This is a genomic window from Clostridium muellerianum (assembly GCF_012926525.1).
Lineage (GTDB): Bacteria > Bacillota > Clostridia > Clostridiales > Clostridiaceae > Clostridium_AM > Clostridium_AM muellerianum.
The window spans coordinates 36,354-56,081 of the sequence record NZ_JABBNI010000063.1; the positions used below are offsets into that span (position 1 = coordinate 36,354).

21 protein-coding genes are annotated in these 19,728 nt (G+C 29.6%); all 21 read right to left on the bottom strand.

Annotation, left to right across the window (positions count from 1 at the left end; translation table 11 throughout):
• Positions 1 to 4: 4 nt before the first annotated feature.
• Positions 5 to 1,054, bottom strand: a complete 1,050-nt coding sequence (locus tag HBE96_RS21010) for an HlyD family secretion protein (protein ID WP_169299661.1) — start codon at positions 1,052 to 1,054, stop codon at positions 5 to 7.
• A 421-nt stretch (positions 1,055 to 1,475) separates the two neighbouring features.
• A complete protein-coding gene (locus HBE96_RS21015; protein ID WP_169299662.1) occupies positions 1,476 to 2,657 on the bottom strand; it encodes a TolC family protein in 1,182 nt (393 codons plus the stop codon).
• A 23-nt stretch (positions 2,658 to 2,680) separates the two neighbouring features.
• Positions 2,681 to 3,874, bottom strand: coding sequence for a TolC family protein (locus HBE96_RS21020; RefSeq protein ID WP_169299663.1), 1,194 nt, complete (start codon positions 3,872 to 3,874; stop codon positions 2,681 to 2,683).
• A gap of 43 nt (positions 3,875 to 3,917) precedes the next feature.
• The gene (locus tag HBE96_RS21025) at positions 3,918 to 5,120 is read right to left on the bottom strand and encodes a TolC family protein (RefSeq protein ID WP_169299664.1); all 1,203 of its coding nucleotides are present in this window, start codon (positions 5,118 to 5,120) and stop codon (positions 3,918 to 3,920) included.
• Positions 5,121 to 5,162: 42 nt separating this feature from the next.
• Positions 5,163 to 5,585: a MarR family winged helix-turn-helix transcriptional regulator gene (locus HBE96_RS21030; RefSeq protein WP_169299665.1), complete on the bottom strand. Its 423-nt coding sequence runs from the start codon at positions 5,583 to 5,585 to the stop codon at positions 5,163 to 5,165.
• 187 nt (positions 5,586 to 5,772) lie between these two features.
• Positions 5,773 to 9,297, bottom strand: a complete 3,525-nt coding sequence (locus HBE96_RS21035; RefSeq protein WP_169299666.1) for a cell wall-binding repeat-containing protein — start codon at positions 9,295 to 9,297, stop codon at positions 5,773 to 5,775.
• A 378-nt stretch (positions 9,298 to 9,675) separates the two neighbouring features.
• Complete coding sequence (locus HBE96_RS21040; protein ID WP_169299667.1) at positions 9,676 to 10,041, bottom strand: hypothetical protein; 366 nt, start codon at positions 10,039 to 10,041, stop codon at positions 9,676 to 9,678.
• 167 nt (positions 10,042 to 10,208) lie between these two features.
• Positions 10,209 to 10,883, bottom strand: a complete 675-nt coding sequence (locus HBE96_RS21045; RefSeq protein ID WP_169299668.1) for an ABC transporter ATP-binding protein — start codon at positions 10,881 to 10,883, stop codon at positions 10,209 to 10,211.
• Positions 10,876 to 12,030 (bottom strand): ABC transporter permease, encoded by a 1,155-nt coding sequence (locus tag HBE96_RS21050; RefSeq protein ID WP_169299669.1) that lies wholly within the window; start codon positions 12,028 to 12,030, stop codon positions 10,876 to 10,878. The genes HBE96_RS21045 and HBE96_RS21050 overlap by 8 nt, the downstream gene beginning before the upstream one ends.
• 130 nt (positions 12,031 to 12,160) lie before the next feature.
• Positions 12,161 to 13,057, bottom strand: a complete 897-nt coding sequence (galU, locus tag HBE96_RS21055; protein WP_169299670.1) for a UTP--glucose-1-phosphate uridylyltransferase GalU — start codon at positions 13,055 to 13,057, stop codon at positions 12,161 to 12,163.
• A 47-nt stretch (positions 13,058 to 13,104) separates the two neighbouring features.
• Positions 13,105 to 13,500 carry a nucleotidyltransferase substrate binding protein gene (locus tag HBE96_RS21060; protein WP_169299671.1) on the bottom strand — a complete coding sequence of 132 codons (396 nt, stop codon included), beginning with the start codon at positions 13,498 to 13,500 and terminating at the stop codon, positions 13,105 to 13,107.
• A complete protein-coding gene (locus HBE96_RS21065) occupies positions 13,487 to 13,804 on the bottom strand; it encodes a nucleotidyltransferase domain-containing protein (protein ID WP_169299672.1) in 318 nt (105 codons plus the stop codon). The genes HBE96_RS21060 and HBE96_RS21065 overlap by 14 nt, the downstream gene beginning before the upstream one ends.
• Positions 13,805 to 13,950: 146 nt before the next feature.
• Positions 13,951 to 14,232 (bottom strand): hypothetical protein, encoded by a 282-nt coding sequence (locus tag HBE96_RS21070; protein ID WP_169299673.1) that lies wholly within the window; start codon positions 14,230 to 14,232, stop codon positions 13,951 to 13,953.
• 389 nt (positions 14,233 to 14,621) lie between these two features.
• Complete coding sequence (locus HBE96_RS21075; protein ID WP_169299674.1) at positions 14,622 to 14,936, bottom strand: type II toxin-antitoxin system RelE/ParE family toxin; 315 nt, start codon at positions 14,934 to 14,936, stop codon at positions 14,622 to 14,624.
• Position 14,937: 1 nt separating this feature from the next.
• Entirely contained in the window at positions 14,938 to 15,195 is a 258-nt protein-coding gene (locus HBE96_RS21080) for a type II toxin-antitoxin system Phd/YefM family antitoxin (protein WP_169299675.1), read from the bottom strand.
• Between the two features lie 16 nt (positions 15,196 to 15,211).
• Positions 15,212 to 15,403, bottom strand: a complete 192-nt coding sequence (locus HBE96_RS21085) for a hypothetical protein (RefSeq protein WP_169299676.1) — start codon at positions 15,401 to 15,403, stop codon at positions 15,212 to 15,214.
• A gap of 42 nt (positions 15,404 to 15,445) precedes the next feature.
• Positions 15,446 to 16,027, bottom strand: coding sequence for a metal-dependent hydrolase (locus tag HBE96_RS21090; protein ID WP_169299677.1), 582 nt, complete (start codon positions 16,025 to 16,027; stop codon positions 15,446 to 15,448).
• A 157-nt stretch (positions 16,028 to 16,184) separates the two neighbouring features.
• Positions 16,185 to 16,748 (bottom strand): dTDP-4-dehydrorhamnose 3,5-epimerase, encoded by a 564-nt coding sequence (gene rfbC, locus HBE96_RS21095; protein WP_169299678.1) that lies wholly within the window; start codon positions 16,746 to 16,748, stop codon positions 16,185 to 16,187.
• Between the two features lies 1 nt (position 16,749).
• On the bottom strand, positions 16,750 to 17,646 hold the full coding sequence (gene rfbD, locus HBE96_RS21100) for a dTDP-4-dehydrorhamnose reductase (protein WP_169299679.1): 897 nt from the start codon (positions 17,644 to 17,646) through the stop codon (positions 16,750 to 16,752).
• 18 nt (positions 17,647 to 17,664) lie between these two features.
• Positions 17,665 to 18,576: a glucose-1-phosphate thymidylyltransferase RfbA gene (gene rfbA, locus HBE96_RS21105; protein WP_169299680.1), complete on the bottom strand. Its 912-nt coding sequence runs from the start codon at positions 18,574 to 18,576 to the stop codon at positions 17,665 to 17,667.
• Positions 18,577 to 18,614: 38 nt separating this feature from the next.
• A complete protein-coding gene (gene rfbB / locus HBE96_RS21110; protein ID WP_169299681.1) occupies positions 18,615 to 19,664 on the bottom strand; it encodes a dTDP-glucose 4,6-dehydratase in 1,050 nt (349 codons plus the stop codon).
• Between the last annotated feature and the right edge of the window lie 64 nt (positions 19,665 to 19,728).

Here is a 19,728-nt window from a genome sequence, read left to right on the forward strand (position 1 = left end):
CACTTCACTTTCCAAAGTCAACAAGAGCTGTCATACCTTGGTGGAGTGTTTTATTTGTATCTGTTAATTCAACCTTAACACCGTAGGATAGTACATCAAAATCTCCATTATCGTTTGTAGCTCTCTTAACTGCAAAATCTGGTTTTTCATTTATTCTTACTATCTTACCTGTAAATTTTTCTTTAGGATAGCTTGGAAGTTTTACTGAAACAGTTCCATTTAATTTTACCTTTGAAAGATCTGTTTCTTTTACATTACATTCAATCCATGGCTTAGTTGTATTTGTTACTACAAGAAGAGGCATTCCTGTTGATACAAGTTCACCAACCTCTACATTTAATTGGTTTATAACTCCATCTGCTGGTGCTGTAATTGTAGTATCAGCTATATAACTTTGTACTTCGCTTTGTCCACCTTGAGCTTGTTTAATCTGTGCTTGATAAGCCTGTATTGCTGCATCCGCTTCATTTACCTGTGCTGCTGCTGCTGCTATATCTTCAGATCTTGCTCCAGCTTTTGCCATATCATATTGCTGTTTTGCCACATCATATTGAGCTTTAGCTTTATCTAAATCTACTTGAGCTGCATATCCTTTGTCATTTAGTTCCTTTACCCTATTATATGTAGATAGGGCTAAGTCATATTGGGCTTTAGCTTCCTCAATTTCCTCTGGTCTTGCTCCATTTTGAGCTTTTGAAAGAACTGCTTGCGCTGCCGCTTTTTTTGCTTGTGCTGCTTTTACTTGTCCAGCAGCTGCATCAATTTGTGCTTTGGACTGAGCATCTTTTGCAACTAATGTACTATTATCTATAGTTATTAAAACCTGTCCATTTTTTACACTGTCACCCTCTGCAACATTTATAGCTGTTATTTTTCCTGCAATCTTAGAGTTTATATTTACTTCCTTGGTTTCTATATTTCCCTGAACTACTAAATTTGAGCTACTCTTTTTTGTTAAATTGTCTCCAGTGAGTGCAGCCGCATTATTAGTGCATCCTGTAAAAAAACTTGTTATTATAATTAATGATGTGAAAATTAGACCTCTTTTCTTCATGGAAAAACCTCCTTATCATATTGTAGTTATATTTTTTATTAAGATATAATCTTTTACTACTATTTGTGAATTATTACTTCACCATAAGTAGCTAAATATATAAATAGTAAATATGTTTACTATTTATATAATAATTATACACATACTAATATTATTGTCAATATACCCAACTTTCAGTTTGTATTAATTAGGGCTATAAAGCTTGACTTTTTATAAAAAATCATATTATATAGCAGCCTAGTATCAATAATTATAAAGATTTAGAAATCAATTAAAACTCCAATTGTCTATAAAAGCTTTATGCTGACAACCTTCAAATTAAAATAAAATGTAAGCAAATAAAATTCACTTACATTTTGTACAAAAGCATACATTAAACTAAAACCTTAATATCAGGTCTAATTACCTGTATGCTACTTTTTTATTGAATAGAAGATGCTGTTGAAGCGTGACCATCTAAAGCATATTTAAGCTGTTCCTGCACAACCACATAATCATTTACAGCCTGTTCTGTTGCAACTTTTTGAGTATTTAAAGCTAATTCTGCTGAATCTAGTGATACCTTGTCTATTAATCCAGTATCAAAGCTTTGTTTAGCCTTATCATAACTTAACTGCGCGCTTTCTTGTGCTGTCATTTGAGCTTGTACTGCATCTTCTTTGTTCTTTAAAGTATAATATGCTTTCCACAAATTTACACTAGTGTTCGTATTAGTATCATATGATTTGTTTTGTAAATCCTCTAAATCCATTTTAGAATTCATAGGCTCAGTAAGAGAATCAAAAGCATACTTTGTTTGTATATCTACCTGTATTTTTTTAATATCAATGCTTTTTTGCATACTAGTTAAATTATAATCTCTACTCACAGCCTCTTTAATTCTATCTTCTATATTTTCATCATTAAATTTAACAAATTGCTTTTTAGTAGGTATTAAGTTCAAAGAACTATTTGCATCTATATTTAAATATTTTTTAATATTTGATATAGCTTGCTGTTGCTGCATATAAGGTGTTGCCAATTGGGACAAAAGTTTACTTTTTTGTACATTTAATGTATTAAGGGAATCCTTAGTCAATTGTCCCAAATCTATTTTAGCTTGAGTAGCTTTTATCTGTTCATTTAAATCAGCTATATTTTTATTAATATTGTCCACCTGTTCTTTAGCTGTTATAGCATTCATATACTGTTTTTCTATATCAAATTTTATAGTATTAATTTTTTCATCTTTACTATTCTTAGCATTATCAATACTTTGCTGATCTTCAACTGGTGTAACTTGCTTTTGTATCATAATTCCCGCATATTGTGCAGCAGGATAGTTAACCTGACTTTTACCATTGGACTCTATACCTATAACAGTTCTTTTATCGTTATCAAGCTTCTTATTAAGAGAATCTATTTTATTATTAATAGATTGTACTTCTATATTATTGCTCTCCACACTATTTAAAGCCTGGTCCAATGTTAAATCTGATATATTAATACTTGTAACTATACCATTACTATCACTTATACCAGTTACCACAGATGCTGCCATAGCAGTAGTTGTTAAACTTAAAGAAATAGCTAAAGTGATTATAAGACTTAATCTTTTTCTCATATTTTTACCTCCATATTTGCATTTTAATAATCTATACCTGATGTTCCTATAGATTTAGTAGAAGGTTGCGCAGATGCATGGCCATCTAACATGTACTTAAGTTCTTCTTGTATTATCATATATTCATTTTTTGATCTTTGACTCATATTCTTCTGTTTATCCAAAGCTAAAGCAGCTGTATCTAAAGCCAACTTATCTGTCATCCCATTATTATAATTACTTTTTGCTTTATCATAAGCATCTTGTGCGCTTTTTTCACTTAAAGCTTGAGTTTCAACTGCACTTTCATCACTTTTTAGAGTATAATATTTGTTCCATAAATTTGTTCTTGCAGCAGCCTTTGTTGCAGTTAAATTACTTTGCGCTGTTAATAAATCTGATTCAGCACCAGTAAGTCCTCCACTTATATCATTATCATATTGTTCATATATTTCCTTCTGCTTTTTAGCAATATCTAAAGAATTTTTTGCTTCACCTACACCATAATCTTTTTCTACAGCTTCATTAATTATATTTTCTATACTTGTATCATCAAATATAGAAAATTCCTTTTTTGCAGTAGCTAAATTTAAATTTCTATTTAAGTTTACATTTAAATACTGCTTTATAATTAACATTGAATTATCTATATCAGCATTAATAGAATCAGTTTGACTCATAAGCTGACTTTTTTGCACATTTAAAGTGTTTAAAGAGTCACTAGTTGCTAATCCTAAATCGATTTGCTGCTGTAATTTACTAATTTGTGCATCTATATTTGTTAAAGTCTTGTTTATATTATCTATTTGATCATTAGAAGTTAAAATATTTAAATATTGCCTTTCCATATCAAACTTCATATTGTTAAGTCTAACCTCTAAAGCATACTGTTGATTTTTAATCTCTTGCTGATCTTTTGCTGGAGTAATATCCTGCTGTACTCTAACCTTTATTTTGTCTACCCCATTTGCACTAGTACTAAGCGCTATAGCCGCCTCATGATCTAAATCATACTTTCTATTTAAATAATTAGTTTTATCCTTCATAAGTTTTATTTCTGTATTGTTTTTTTCTATACTACTTACTGCATCATACATTGTTAAATTTAAAGTACTATTATCTACTTGCACACTAGCACTATTACCATTACTTGTATTAATATTTTCTGCTGCAAAGGAAGTAGTAGATGTACTTAAACAAATAACCATTGCAATTAAAATACTTAATTTTTTTCTCATGATTTTACCTCCAATTTTGAATTAAAGTTATAAATGACCATGTTTAATTATTAGCACTTGCAAGAGTTGAACCGTCTGCACCAATATCTGAAGCATAATTAAGATTTGTTTGTGCTAACCATATATCTCTTTGAATAGACTTTAATGCAATTTCTTTAGCTTTAAGACCTACTGCTGCTTTATCAAAGTCAATTTTACTTATTAAACCTAAATTATAACTCTGTGATGCCTTATCATAAGTCTTTTTCATAGAGTCATAGTCCTTCTTTGCAGGTTCTAACTTTTTAACTTTAACCTGTAAATCATTATACAGATTATTTATTTCTATTGATATGTCAATTTTATCTGTCTCTAATTTATTCTTAGCAGCTTCTACAGGATAATTAGCCACTTCATATTGAGGTGACTTATCGCTATTGTATACTCCTCTTACAGAATAAAACTCCATCTTCTTTGTATCAATCATCTCATTATCATTTTTTATTTTAATTCTATTTGCAAGTGCATCTTTTACATAATCATCATAACTTTTAGAAGATGTAGAAGTTGCTAAATTATCCTTAGTAAAGCCTGTATATCTTGTATTAATATCCACACCTAGAAGCTGATTAAGCTGTTTCGTATATGCATCATATTGTCTCTGATACTGATTTAACTTTGCTTTTTCAGCAAGATAAGATGCTTCACTAGTTTTTACATCTGCTTTTGATACTAATCCAAGCTGCAATTGAAACTGTGCCTTTTTATACTGATCTTCCACATTATTAAAATTCTGCTGTTCTACATCTAATCCTTCTTTAAGACTAACAAGGCCTGAATATAATTTATATACACCAGCTTTTAATTCATTTTCTGAAGCTTGTTTTATATTCGTATATTGAAATATAGCATACTTATACTCTAATTGAATAAAATCCCTTCCCTGTATAAGACTTAATTTTTGGCTATTTATAAGATTTAACTTTAAACTATCATTCTTAATCGTGCTACTAAGTTTTTCAAGGGAAGTAAGTTGATCATCATAACCTGCAGCATTCCTTTGAGAATCTACATAATTATTTTTAAGTTGACTTATACTCAAATCTAACTTTTTAAGTGAATATGAGTTTTCGATAGCCATATCTATAGCCTTATCTACATCCAATAAATTTTGTGCAGACTGTGCAGCACCTGCTGCAAAAACTGTTGATGAAAATAATGTAGTAGTTAAAGCTGCTGTTATGCATAATAATCTAAGCCTCTTCATATATAAAAACCTCCTCTATAATTACCCTTTTTATTCTTTATACTAATCCATAAACTTTTCCAATATCTTCAAGCCCCTTAAAATGCAATCAATTTCGTCATCACTGGCATTTTTAAATAAATCTTCAAAATAATCCATTCGGCATTTTATAATTTGTTTTTCCTGTTGTAGTCCTTCATCTTTAATGTATATAAGTACCTTTCTTCTGTCTTTTTCATCTCTCTCCCTTCTGACAATGCCTAATTTTACAAGCTTGTCTACTATTACAGAAACAGTGCTATTGGGAATGCATAAAGTTTCACTTAATTCTGTCAACGTTTTTACATTTCCAATTCTCAATTGATTCATTATCATCAGAGTAGTTATAGTAAACTTTTTGTGTTTACCACTACTTATTTTCCTATTTACTAACTTGGAAATAGAATTAATTTCTTCTACTAACTCATAAATTTTATTTCTATTCATACTATTTCCTTTCAATATTAAATATTTCAATGATGAAATAATTTTACCACATTGGAAATTTTATTTCCACATGTTTTTATTATAAACTCAACTTTGACACATACAAAACTTGGATTTAATATAAAATTGAATAAAAAGACAGAGGCTTCAACATAAAAGCTGAAGCCTCTGTTTTTTATAATATATTTTAAGAAGATACTATATTTATATTTCTTTCCTTTAAATCATCACTTGATGGAATATAATTAACATACTTTCCATCAGAATCCCTTTCAGTTGTTATTAATACTGTATTCTTAACTTTTACGCTAACCTTTCCTGTAAATGCTTGTATATTATTATTATCATTATCGAAATTAAATATAACTGTATTTTTGTTTATTGCTACTGAATCAGGTTTTATTTCTGTGCCATTAGTACCTATAAATACAAAATCATCTGCCTTTATACCGCTATTTGCACTAAGTATTGTATCAAAGGTTATATAAACCCTTCCACCATTTGCATCCTTTGATGCTGTGAAATATTCTGGAGCCGTTTTAGGATTAGCTTCATAATCATATATTGTATTTTGTATACTTGCTGCTTCATCTGATAAAGTATATATAGACGCACCAGTTTCATCTGTTGTTTTAGCATATGTCTTTATTGCCAAATATGCTTTCTGCCCTTGAGATTTTATAAGGTCTATCTTGGTAGTATTAGCATTGCTATTAATTTTTCCATTAGCAAATCTTATTTGAGATACTACATTCTTTTCACTAGCAGTAGCTAAATCTCCATCCTTAAATGTAAGTATTACCTTATTGCCATCGGCGCTTGCACTAGTTGGAGCCACTTTCCCCAATGAAAAATCACTTGGATTTAAATTATCTATAGCCCTATCAAATTGAATTGAAGCTTTTAAGTCATCACCTTCATAATAAACTTTAATTGTATTAGCTTTTACTTTAGCTCCTGTTGAATTAACAAATATTGCACTTGTATATGCTACACCATCTAATACGTTTAAAGATTTATCTTTAACATTAGAAACTATTAACTTAAGCACATCATTAGTTATACCAGTATTCGCAATGTTTCCTTGTGCATCAGCTATTTTAACATGATATCTTGTAGGAAATTCAATTATAACACTTTTATTATCCCCACCAAATATAACATTTGCATCATCTGGTAAAGATTTTGTATCTCCTTCACCGTTTGCAAATTTATAGTTATTCTTATTTATAACAGTATTTACATCCATAGCTTCAGTAAAATAAATAACTACCTGATCCTTTCCTGAAAAACTATTTTGCTTATAATATACCCCTGTTACCTTTGGAGCTATATCATCAACACATGTGAAAGTATCTGAGTAATCATCCATTGTATTTGGTTTAGTTACTGTATCTATAATATTTTTAATTGTTAGCTTATAATTTGAACCTGTTAATCTCCAATCGTCATTAGAATTATCAGGATTTACCTTCTTTAATTTAATATCATAAATATTTGTGTTGCTATTTTCATTTCCACCGCCAGTACTGTATATTGCATCAATATGATTACTTATATTTACACCCTGATTATCATCTAGCTTATAGTTTGATTTATTAGTAGCATAAAAATAATTAACATCTTTACTGAATCTTACACGAATAGTTTCACTGTCAATGGCCTTAACACTTACAACTGTTGGCTTTGTCTCATCTTTAATAGCATTAAAACTTACTCTAGTATCATTACCAACCTTATTGCCATAGGCATCTTTAACATTATTGCTAATATAAAGAGTATTTGCTCCTGGTTGAATATTACTTAAACCTTTTATTTTAATTGTACAATCATTATTATCATTATCAAAACTAACTGCAGACATATAATTTAAATTCACACCATTTAATTCATAGTTTTTGCTGTCAAAGGCTGTTTTCCTGTCCATTGCTCTGTCAAAAATAATATGAACTTCTCCACTTGCAGCTTCATTTATTGAAATAATTGATGGATTAGTAGTATTGGCAGCTATTTTAAAATTTAAATTACTTTTCTTTAAGGCAAACCCAGCTGCATCACTTAATATTTCATTTGTTTCTCCATCTGAAATTTCTAAGCTATGATCACCTACCGGTATTGGCGTAGCAAAATAAAATTGAACATCGTTTGTCCATGTACTGCCATTTACTATAATCCCATTTTTTATTTTGGTTAAAGATGGATTACTATCTATACCATAATTAGCTATGTTTTGCCCATCAATCTTAATTTTACTTTCTAAAGATAAAATATCTTTTATATTAGCAACTTCAGAAAATTCTAATGTTAATAAATTATTTCCTTCCATATTTATTGATTTTAATTTAGGAACTTCAGTATCCCAAAATGTTACATTTTGATCAAAAGCATCTATAGTCTGACTCTTATCTTTATTTAAAATAGATTTTTTAACAGAAATTATAACACCATCATATTGTTTTCTTGGACTTGCTAAAGTTATTAAAACTGTCTTATCATCAATAGCTTTAGCTACTGCTCCATTTTCGTCTATTGCATTTCCATTAACATCTACTGGTGTCAGCTCAATACCATCAATTTTGTAATTTCTTACGTCTTCAGCAGAACTATTGTAAACAGCAGTATTAAAATGAACTTTAAATTGATTTAAATTCACTGCTTCTATAGATTGAATAGTTGCTTGTCCATTCCCGTCTTTACTATCGGCTGCAGCAGCATTTATAGCATCTCCTGTATTTTTTGAAACAACTCCTGTACCTCCTATAACATTTAAATCTGTTTTAGATGTGGCATTATCTTTAATATATACTATAGCATTAGTTGTTCCATATGAACCTTCAGTATCAACTAATATTAATGGCGCATCTGATTTTCCAGCTACTGCTGAAGCAACTAAAGCATCTGCATATCCATCACCTGATGCATTAGCAATATACATTTTGTCCATTTTGAGAGTATCCTTGAATGCATCTAAAACCTTCATATTAGTATCAAACCTATCCGTTCCGCCATCTATTCTCTTTACCGCATTCACTGCACTGTAAATAGAATTATTTATAACATTTTTAGTTCCAACTACTGTAACCTTTGAATTATTCTTGCTTACAAAATCTATAACTGGTTTCATGTATTCAGCACTGTTCATTCCAAGTAAAAGAATTTGACCTTTAGCAGCTGCTATTGGAGCTACTGATAAAGCATCTGAAAAACCTTCCCCACCAACCATTATAACTTCATCAGCTTTAACTCCCAAATCAACTAATTTTTGAGCAACCTTTGCATTAGTCTCATATCTGTCAGCTCCCCCTAACTCTATTAAATTATAGTTAGCTTTTAACTTAGTTCTTACTGAAGCTGAAACTGAAGCATTTCCACCTATAATATATATATTTTTAGTATTTAATGCAGTTAATGCATTTTCGGTATAAGTACTTAATGATCCTGGCGATGTCAAAAGTATAGGTGCATTTAGCCTTTTAGCTAATGCTGAAGCACTTACTGCATCTGCATAGCCTTCACCTGTTACCAATATTACATCATCACTGTTTGTCCAATTTGATGTAGCAACTTTAGCTGCAGTAGCATATCTATCAATCTCACCTATTCTTGTAATTGTTCCTTCTGCTGCTTTAACTGTACCAACTGATAAAGCTGCAGCTAAAACCAATGACATTAGTGCACTGCTTGCAAACACTTTTCCACTTTTTATATTCATATTTACTACCTCCTGTAATAAATAACTTGTTATCCTTCAACTTTAATGTTTTCTGAAACTATTAATTAAAATGCACATAAAACTACGCCTTATAACTTTATTTATATAGTAATTTCATTTTAATGTTAGAATATTATATATTCAATGCATTAATTTATGGTACTTATTGAACATTAAACTAAAAGTAAAAAAAACATGAAAACTTAATTCCATGTTTTTTATAATATGAAAAATATCACATGACCATTTGGTTAAACCAAACCACACAAGTCATTATTATCCACTACTTATAATATATATTGTAAATGCAAAAACCTTTAACTATGATTTTCACAAAAAAGAAAAGAGCATTTAAAAACGCTCTTATAAACAATACAATTACTTTATTGCTCTAATTTGCTTAATTACTTCTTCATGCTCATCTACTTCTTCAGTTAACTTTGTTACTTTTCCTTGAACGTCTGCAAGCATATAAATCATTTTTTCCTGTTCCGCTCTTGTTACCTTAATATTTTCTTCTAACGATCTTTGAATAAGATACATTTCATCTTGCCTTTTTTCAACGCTGTCCAACCTTCCATCCATGTTGTCTAGTCTTCCGTCCATACGGTCTAATCTTCCATCCATGTTATCCAATCTTCCGTTCATGCTGTCCAATCTTCCGTCCATACTGTCTAATCTTCCATCCATGCCATCTAATTTAGCTAATATTAATTCGAACATCTGCTTTGTTTCTTTATCCAAGCTTTTCACCACCACTTATATGATTACATTGTAAAGAAATTATATCATCACAATTGCTTTTTATCAATGCACAAAAAATTACATTTCATAGAAAAATATTTTACAATTAAATCCATTATTATTGCAAACTATGTGAAAAGCACATAAAATAATTAAGAAAATTCTTTTCATTTTATAATTGCTCCATCCTTTATTTCTATTATTCTATTTGTCTTTCTAGCTATTCTTTCATCATGAGTGACTATTACAAAAGTGGTTCCCAATTGAACGTTTATATCTTTAAATATATTATATACACTTTCAGCAGAATTAGAATCTAAATTTCCTGTAGGTTCATCTGCTAATATGATTTTAGGTTCATTCATAAGTGCTCTAGCAATAGCTATCCTTTGCTGCTGTCCCCCAGACAAATCATAAACTTTCTTTTTCTTAACACTTAATAACCCTACTAATTCAAGAAGCTGCTCTGCCTTTTCACGAGTTTTTCTGCCGCAAAAAAGACTTTTTATGCTGTGGGGCAAAAGTACATTTTCAATAACATTAAATTCAGGTAATAAATAATGGAATTGAAAAACAAAGCCTATATTTTTATTTCTAGTAGAAGCAAGAGATCTTCTGCTCATTTTATCTGTTCTATTACCACCTATATAAATTTGTCCATTTGTAGGTTTATCTAATGTTCCCATTATATTTAAAAGAGTAGTTTTTCCACTGCCAGAAGCACCCATTATTGAATTAAAAGACCCTTCTTCAATACTTAAATTTGTATTATGTAATACCTCCGTTCTAATTCTTCTACCATATACTTTACTAACATCTTTAAGTTCTATTATATTAGGCATTTTTTATTACCTCCACTGGATTAAGTTTAAATGCTTTTATAGCTGGTAAAAAAGCTGCTAAAGTTGATGCTGCTACATCTATAAGTACAGATTTTAACATAAATCTATGATTTATAACTATATCTATTATAGGTTTTCCTTCACCAGTGACTATATGCCTATTAAACTCTTTTATATACAACATAGTTAATTCAACACCAACTGCAGTACCAAGTATCCCTAAAATAAAAGCTTGTAATAAAAATACAAATGCTGCTGAACTATCCTTAAGTCCCATAGCTTTTAAAATACCTATCTGTTTATACTTTTGAACCACACTTATGCCAAGAATACTAATTATACTTAATACAGCTGCAAGTAATACAAAAAATTGAATTATTACAGAGCATACTTTTTGACCAGACATAGCACTAGCTAAAAGCTTATTTTGACTTTTCCAATTTTCTATTCTTAAACTTTTATCCCCAAGACACTGATTTATCTTGTTAGCTGTAATATCTGCATTATAAGCATCTTTAACTAAAATTTCCATGGATGTAATACTATTTCCATTACCTGCTATATTTTGAGCAGTAGCAAAATCTGATATAATCCAACTACTATTTATCAAGATAGCTCCTAAATCATAAAATCCTACTACTGTAGCTTCAGTTTTATTACCACCAAAAGTTAAAACATCAATTTTATCTCCTAAATTCACTCCTAACTTCTTTCTCAAATCTTTACCAACAATGACCTGTCCACTACCACTAATCATTTTTCCTTCATACACTTTACTTTTCATATCATATACTGAATTAACATCCTCGGGATAAAATCCTCTTACTTGCACATTTTCCTTTTTATCATTAAACTGCACAAATCCATTAAGATTCACTACAGGTGCTATAGTAGTAGCTCCAACATTTAAATCATTTATTTTATTTTTCTTATTTTGCCAATCTTCTATTTTTCCACTTTCAGATGATATGGTAATATTCACAAAACTACCTATAACCTTACTTACTAAACTGCCTTCAAGTCCCTGACTTAAAAGTCCAATAAATATTTGTACTGACACCCCTATAGAAATACCAAGTATTATTAAAAGAGTCTGTATTTTACTATGTATTAAAAAGTGCCATGCTATCCTTAGTGATTTTATCATTAATTTTTTCCTCCTAGTAACTTTTTATCTGATGACTACCTTGTCTTCTTCCCCATTAAATAAGATCCATTGGTAATCATCATAACCATATATGTACACTAGCACATTTTCATCAAAACTTTGTTATAAATTACTTATGTTCACATTCCTTATTTAAAAAATTTCCTTGATTCAATGAAAAAAGATATTCTCCAAAGGGTTTCTTAAGCTCTTCTCTCTTTAATGCAAATTCTACAGTAGCCTGTAAAAAGCCCATTTTATCACCTACATCATATCTTCTACCTTCAAAATTATATGCATACATAGCTTCATTACTCATAAGTACTTTTAACGCATCTGTAAGCTGTATTTCTCCTCCCTTACCTGGAGTTGTATTATCCAATATATCAAATATACTAGGTGTAATTATATATCTTCCAAGTATTGCTACATTAGAAGGAGCTTCCTTTATAGAAGGCTTTTCCACTAAATCTTTTACCTTATAAACTCTATCTTCAATATGCATTCCTTTAACTATACCATACTTGGACACATTTTCTTCTAACACCTTTTGCACTCCAAGTATTGAAGTTTTGTATTCATCATAACAATCAATTAGCTGTTTCAAACATGGTACTTCACTATCTACAATATCGTCTCCAAGCATTACAGCAAAAGGTTCATTACCTACAAATGTTCTAGCACAATTTATAGCATGTCCCAAGCCCTTAGGCTCTTTTTGTCTTATGTAATATATATTAGCCATATTGGATATGTCTTTAATAACCTTAAGCAACTCATCTTTACCATGAGCTATTAATTCTTGCTCAAGTTCAATGGATTTATCAAAGTGATCTTCTATAGCTCTTTTATTTCTTCCAGTTATAATAAGTATTTCTTCTATACCTGAGGCAACAGCCTCTTCTATTATATATTGTATAGCAGGCTTATCCACTATAGGAAGCATTTCTTTAGGCTGTGCCTTAGTTGCAGGCAAAAACCTTGTGCCTAATCCTGCTGCTGGTATTATTGCTTTTTTTACTTTCATATTATCCGTCCTCTCTATAAGTTATTAATCTTTGTTATTTTTTTATGTCAAATTACTTCTTCTATTTTGTTTAACAGTTTTTCTAGTAAAAAAACATAATCTTTCTTTACATTATTATATATCTCTAAAGCAGTTTTCTCATCATACACATGAGATGTTCTATTTCTATCAAGCATCATTCCAATCCACTTATCCCCATCTTCAATTAATCCATATTTAAAAGCAGCCTTTATTGTACTTCTAGGACTTTGAATATCCTGAATTCCTTGATACTCTAAATATATTTTCATAAGTTTCCATGACATTTCAAAAGTAAATTCAAATCTTTGAATAACAGCATCAACAATGATATCGTCATTTATTTCTAATTTAGTACTTTCCTTTAATCTTTTATAAGCATTCTGGTAATCTATAAATCTTTCATTTAATCTATCTTTTAGCATAAATCTCCACCCCATCCCTTATAATATTATTTTTAAGTGATTTTTTGGACAAATTTTCAAAATAGACAATATCAAAATCTATAATAGTATTTATTTCCCTTATTTCGTCTTCCATAATATTAAGTTCATTTTTATCTATCATCTTTCCACATATAGCAATATCTATATCTGAATTAATTTTATAATCCATTCTTGCCCTTGAACCAAATACCAAAACTTTTTCAACACATTCATATTTTGATACAATATCTATTATTTGATTCAGTAAATTTTCCTGAATCCCTAATCTTTCATAAAGTTTCACTAAATCACATCCCTAAACAAATATATTAATTAATATTATTATATCATAGTATATATTATAAGATTCTTTATTCTTAAGCAACAAAAAACAGAAGCTTAAATTACTTCTGTTTTTATCTTGCACTTTTCATATATCTCACAAATTAGTTACTTTACTGCTTTTAACTTTGATATATCATTCCAATTTTTTGATGTTATCATTTCTACTGCTGTAAGATCTTCTCTAATACCTTTAACTTCACCTTCAACTCTTGCAATTGCGTAATTAACTTTATCTATTTCTGCTCTATGAACCTCACTTGCATGTTCCAAAACTCTTAATATTTGAGTGTGTTCACCTAATATTTGAGTATGATTATTTAATATTTCGGTATGCTTATCAAGTTTGTCATTAATGTTTTTTAATAGTTCTAAAATGTCGTTTTCCATTTTTTCACCACCAATAAATTTTATATCTACATCTTAGCATTAATATTTTTCAATTTCAAGTAACTTAATTCAATTTCATTAATTCCAAATTTAGCCTAAAAGCTACATACATTTAAATGAAGCAAGCATTATTCTATGAAACTTTAAGAGTTCTATTTTTTCTAACATATTTACTTCTAATTTCGACACAAAGTACCAGATAACAGGTTACATTGTGAGGAAGAATGACGAGCTTGCTCCTAATCCCCATGAAATGTATCATTTTCACACCCTTCCAGGCTTTTGTTTATACTTTGTTAATGGCCCTCCGAGATCGTTATGATGCCTTAGCTGAGCTCGGCTGGACATACAAAAAACAGGGTTTTAAAATTCCCTGTTAGTAATTTTATCTATAATAAATTTAACCAATCTCTCCTACTATATAATACTCTAATAATAGTAACTGTTTTACTTTCATCATTAACAACATAAAATATAATATAGTTATTCACTATAATTTTTCGTATACCATTATAAGCTAATCTTTCATCAACTACTAATGCATTCCTTAGTGGCATATCTGCTAAAGAATTAATTTCTTTAGCAATTTTTGAAATTACCTTTTTTGCAGTTTCAGGTTCTAAAAGTTCTTTAGATATATAAACACCAATTTCATATAGATCCTCTTCAGCAGGTTCAGTAATTTGAATATTGTAAGTACTCATTTTATAAACCTTTCTGTATATCAGCCAATGCTTCTTTAAATGGTCTCACTTTTTTCTTTTGCATTGCATCTACACCCTCGTCAATCAATTTATACAATTGAAATTTACCCACAAGTTTTTCATAGGTTTCAATACTCATGACAGCTAAATCTCCCTGCCCATTCTTAGTTATATACACTGGTTCATTATACTTATGGCAAAACTCTGATATTTCACCATAATTGTTTCTCAAATCTGAACTTGGTCTTATTGATGGCATAAAACACACCTCCCGATTAATATATCAACATTATATCATAATTTCGATATATTAACCATATAATATATTCTTCTCTAATACCTTTAACTTCACCCTCAACTCTTGCAATTGCGTAATTAGCTTTTTCATTTGTCCCTTCTGCTCTTGCGCTTTTTATTCTTGTCATTTGATCATGTAATTCTGCTTCTCTTGCTTCTAAAAACATCATCTATTCTACTAACTAAATAATATATTTCAAAACTTTTATTCATTATAATATGCCTTGCTTTAAGAAATTTTCATATCCTTTATTTTTATATAATTTATAGACAAAATAAACTATAATTATTAATCCCATCACTTCAGAAATAAATACACATGGTTTTTCAAAGTATATAACCACTCCACTAAAATACGGAAATTTTTCAGTAATAAAAACCATAATATTATTAACAAACTTAAATCTTTTTAAAACTATAAAATGATCTAAATTTATAGTTGATAAAAACATTATATTAGGCATTACCATCATTTTATCAAAAATCTGATGAATAAAAGTACATATTCCTAGCAACAAAATACTTTTATTTTTACTTTTAAGAAACATAACTATTCCAAGTATTATAAGCAGTGCCGAAAATATAAATGAATGTGCGATGAAATGACCTTCATGATTTTGTAATCCATATATAACCTGAACTATTGGCTTGTCAATAATATCTGGAAGGATTGAACCTAGGATTACTATTCTATAATCTATTAATCTATTATTTTTAGGCTTTTTTCTATTAATAACTTTTTCACATACCTTAATAACTCCAGTAGTTATCCCTACATGTCCAAATATCAGCATATCATACCTCTTTTTTAATCTACCCTCGTCTATAGGGTTTCTTATTCAAAAATTAAATTATAAAAATATAGTTAAACCTTCTTCACCTTTTCACTTTCCTTATTTAACACTATTTAATAAAAATACTTCAAGCTTTCAATAACTTGAAGTATTTTTATTAAAATTCTATTTTACTTTTTTTAAGTGTTTGCCACTTCATATCCTTATCTGATAAAATAAGTTTTTCTTCCTTTATATCACCTAATGGCCAATTTATATTTATATCTTCATCCTTCCAAAGTAATCCACCTTCATCTTCTGGATGATAAAATTCAGTACACTTATAGCAAAATTCCGCTTCATCAGATAGAACTAAAAATCCATGTGCAAAACCTTCTGGTATGTAAAATTGTTTCTTATTTTCTTCTGATAAAGTTACTCCAACCCACTTTCCATAAGTCTTAGAATTTTTTCTTAAATCTACTGCTACATCAAAAACTTCACCTTTGATAACTCTTACAAGCTTTCCTTGAGGATGTGTCTTTTGAAAGTGTAGTCCACGAAGAACTCCCTTTTTAGACTTAGATTGGTTATCTTGAACAAATACCATATCAAGGCCTGCTTCTTTAAATTCATCATAATTATATGTTTCCATGAAGTATCCTCTGTTATCTCCAAAGATACCTGTTTCTATTATATATACTCCCTGTATTTCTGTTTCCACAAATTTAAATTTACCCAATTTATATTCTCCCTTCAGATTGTTTTAAATCTTCAATAAATGCTTCAAGTGCTTTTTCCCAATCTCTCATTTCATTTCCTGTCGTAGAACGAAGCATCATGTTATCAAGAGATGAAAAACTAGGTCTTTTAGCTGCTCTATTTAATTTATCCGAAGTTACTTGGTTTACTGTACAATCTATTCCAGCATATTCTACAATTCTGCAAGCAAAATCATACCAACTACATTCACCTTCACCAGTACAATGATATAAACCATATTCTTCTGTAAGTGCAATTTTTAAAATATGATATGCCAAATCTTCTGCATTAGTAGGATTTCCTCTTTGATCATCTACTACATCTAAATGACCTCTCTCCTTAGCTGCATTCACTATAGTGTATACAAAATTTTTCCCATACTTCCCATAAAGCCAAGCAGTTCTAACTATAAAATACTTACTACAGTTTTCCCTAACATACTGCTCCCCTAAAAGTTTAGTCTTTCCATATACGCTTACAGGCTGAGGTATATCGTACTCTTTAAATGGAATATTTCCCATTCCATTAAACACATAATCTGTAGACACATGTAAAAGTTTAGCATTTACTTTTTCAGCTGCTATAGCTAAATTTCTAGGTCCTATAGAATTTACTTTAAAAGCATTATCTAAGTCACTTTCACATTTATCTACATTTGTATAAGCTGCACAATTTATAATAATATCAGGTTTTAAATCCCTAACAAAATTTAAAACCACATCTAATTTAGTTATATCCATTTCTTTAAAATCTACATATTTAACTTCTACATCATAATAGATTTTATCTATTTTTCCAAGTTCAGAATTTCTTCTTTCAATTATAGAACGTATCTGGCTTCCAAGCTGTCCTTTCGCTCCGGTAATCAATATTTTCATTGAGCTTCACTCCCAAATTTATAATATGCTTTTAGTAACTGCTGCTTCCTTCATAGAAATATTTTCATCCTTAACTAAACTTAAAAGATATTTACCATAATCAGTTTTAGCTAAAGGTTTTGCAATCTTAATGAGCTGTTCTTCATTAATATATCCATTTTTATAAGCTATCTCCTCTATACAAGCTACATAAAGTCCCTGTCTTGTTTGAACTGCTTCTACAAAATTTGCTGCACTTAAAAGTCCATTTGGCGTCCCAGTATCAAGCCAAGCCATACCACGTCCAAAAAGTTCTACCTTTAAACTGCCTCTTTTTAAATATTCATTATTAATACCTGTAATCTCTATTTCTCCTCTTTTAGATGGTTTAAGATTTTTAGCAATCTCAACTACAGAATTATCATAAAAATAAAGACCTGGTACTGCATAATTGGATTTAGGTTTATCAGGTTTCTCTTCGATAGATATTACATTATTGTTATCATCAAACTCTACTACGCCAAATGCCCTAGGATTGCTTACATGATAACCAAAAATTGTAGCTCCTTCTTTTCTCTTCACTGCATTTTTAAGTCTTTCTGTAAAACCGTATCCGTGAAATATATTATCTCCAAGCACTAAAGCTACATTATCACTGCCAATAAATTCTTCTCCAACTATAAAAGCATCTGCAAGTCCTCTTGGCTTATCTTGAATTGCATACTGAAAGTGAACTCCTATATTACTTCCATCCCCTAAAAGTTCTTTAAAAGTACCTATATCTCTTGGCGTAGATATTATTAATATATCTCTTATATCTGCCAGCATTAGCACTGATAATGGATAATAAATCATTGGCTTGTCATATATTGGAATATTTTGTTTTAATATAGCTTTGGTCATTGGATAAAGTCTTGTTCCAGAACCTCCGGCTAAAATAATTCCCTTCATTTGTAAAACCCCCGTCTCATTGAAATTATAGCCTTATTTTATAAGTACATTTTGCTATAATACTTTTGGTATTCTCCAGATGTTACATTTTTCATCCATTGTTTATTATCTAAATACCACTTTATAGTTTTCTTTATTCCATCTTCAAACTTAGTTTCAGGATACCATCCCAATTCATTTTTAATCTTAGTTGGATCTATTCCATACCTTCTATCATGACCTTTTCTATCTTCTACATATTTTATTAATTGTTCTGTCACTTCTGAATCTACATTATCATGAATGTATGAAATTATAGTTTTTACAATATGTATGTTTGTTCTTTCATTATGCCCACCAATATTATAAACTTCTCCTAATCTTCCACCATTTATAACCATATCTATTGCCTTGCAGTGATCCTCAACATAAAGCCAATCTCTTATATTTAATCCATCTCCATATATAGGAAGAGATTTTTTATTTAAACAGTTATTTATTATAAGAGGTATTAGCTTTTCTGGAAATTGATATGGCCCATAATTATTTGAACACCTTGTAATGTTTACAGGCATTTTATAAGTATCATAATAAGCTTTAACCATTAAGTCTGCTGAAGCCTTGCTTGACGAATACGGACTGTGAGAATCTAAAGGAGTAGTTTCCATAAAAAATCCTGTTTCTCCAAGTGAACCATAAACTTCATCTGTAGATACTTGAAGATACTTTTTACCTGCTTTAAACCTTTCGTCTTGCTGCCAAGCAGATTTAGCCGCATTAAGAAGAGTTACCGTTCCTAAAACATTAGTTTTAACAAACACTTCTGGTTCCCTTATACTTCTATCTACATGAGATTCTGCTGCAAAATTTACAACATAATCTATATCATATTTTCTGAATAAACCTTCTACAACTTCCTTATCACAAATATCTACTTGTACAAATTTGTAATTAGGATTATTTTCAATTGATTTTAAATTTTCTAGATTTCCTGCATAAGTAAGTTTGTCTAAATTTATTATTTTTATGTCATTATATTTATCTAACATGTAGTGAATAAAATTGGAGCCAATAAAACCGGCACCTCCTGTTACTAGATATGTTTTCATAGTTTCTATGTCCTCCATAATTAGATTTTTTGATTTATATCCTTACCTATCATTGAAGTCATTT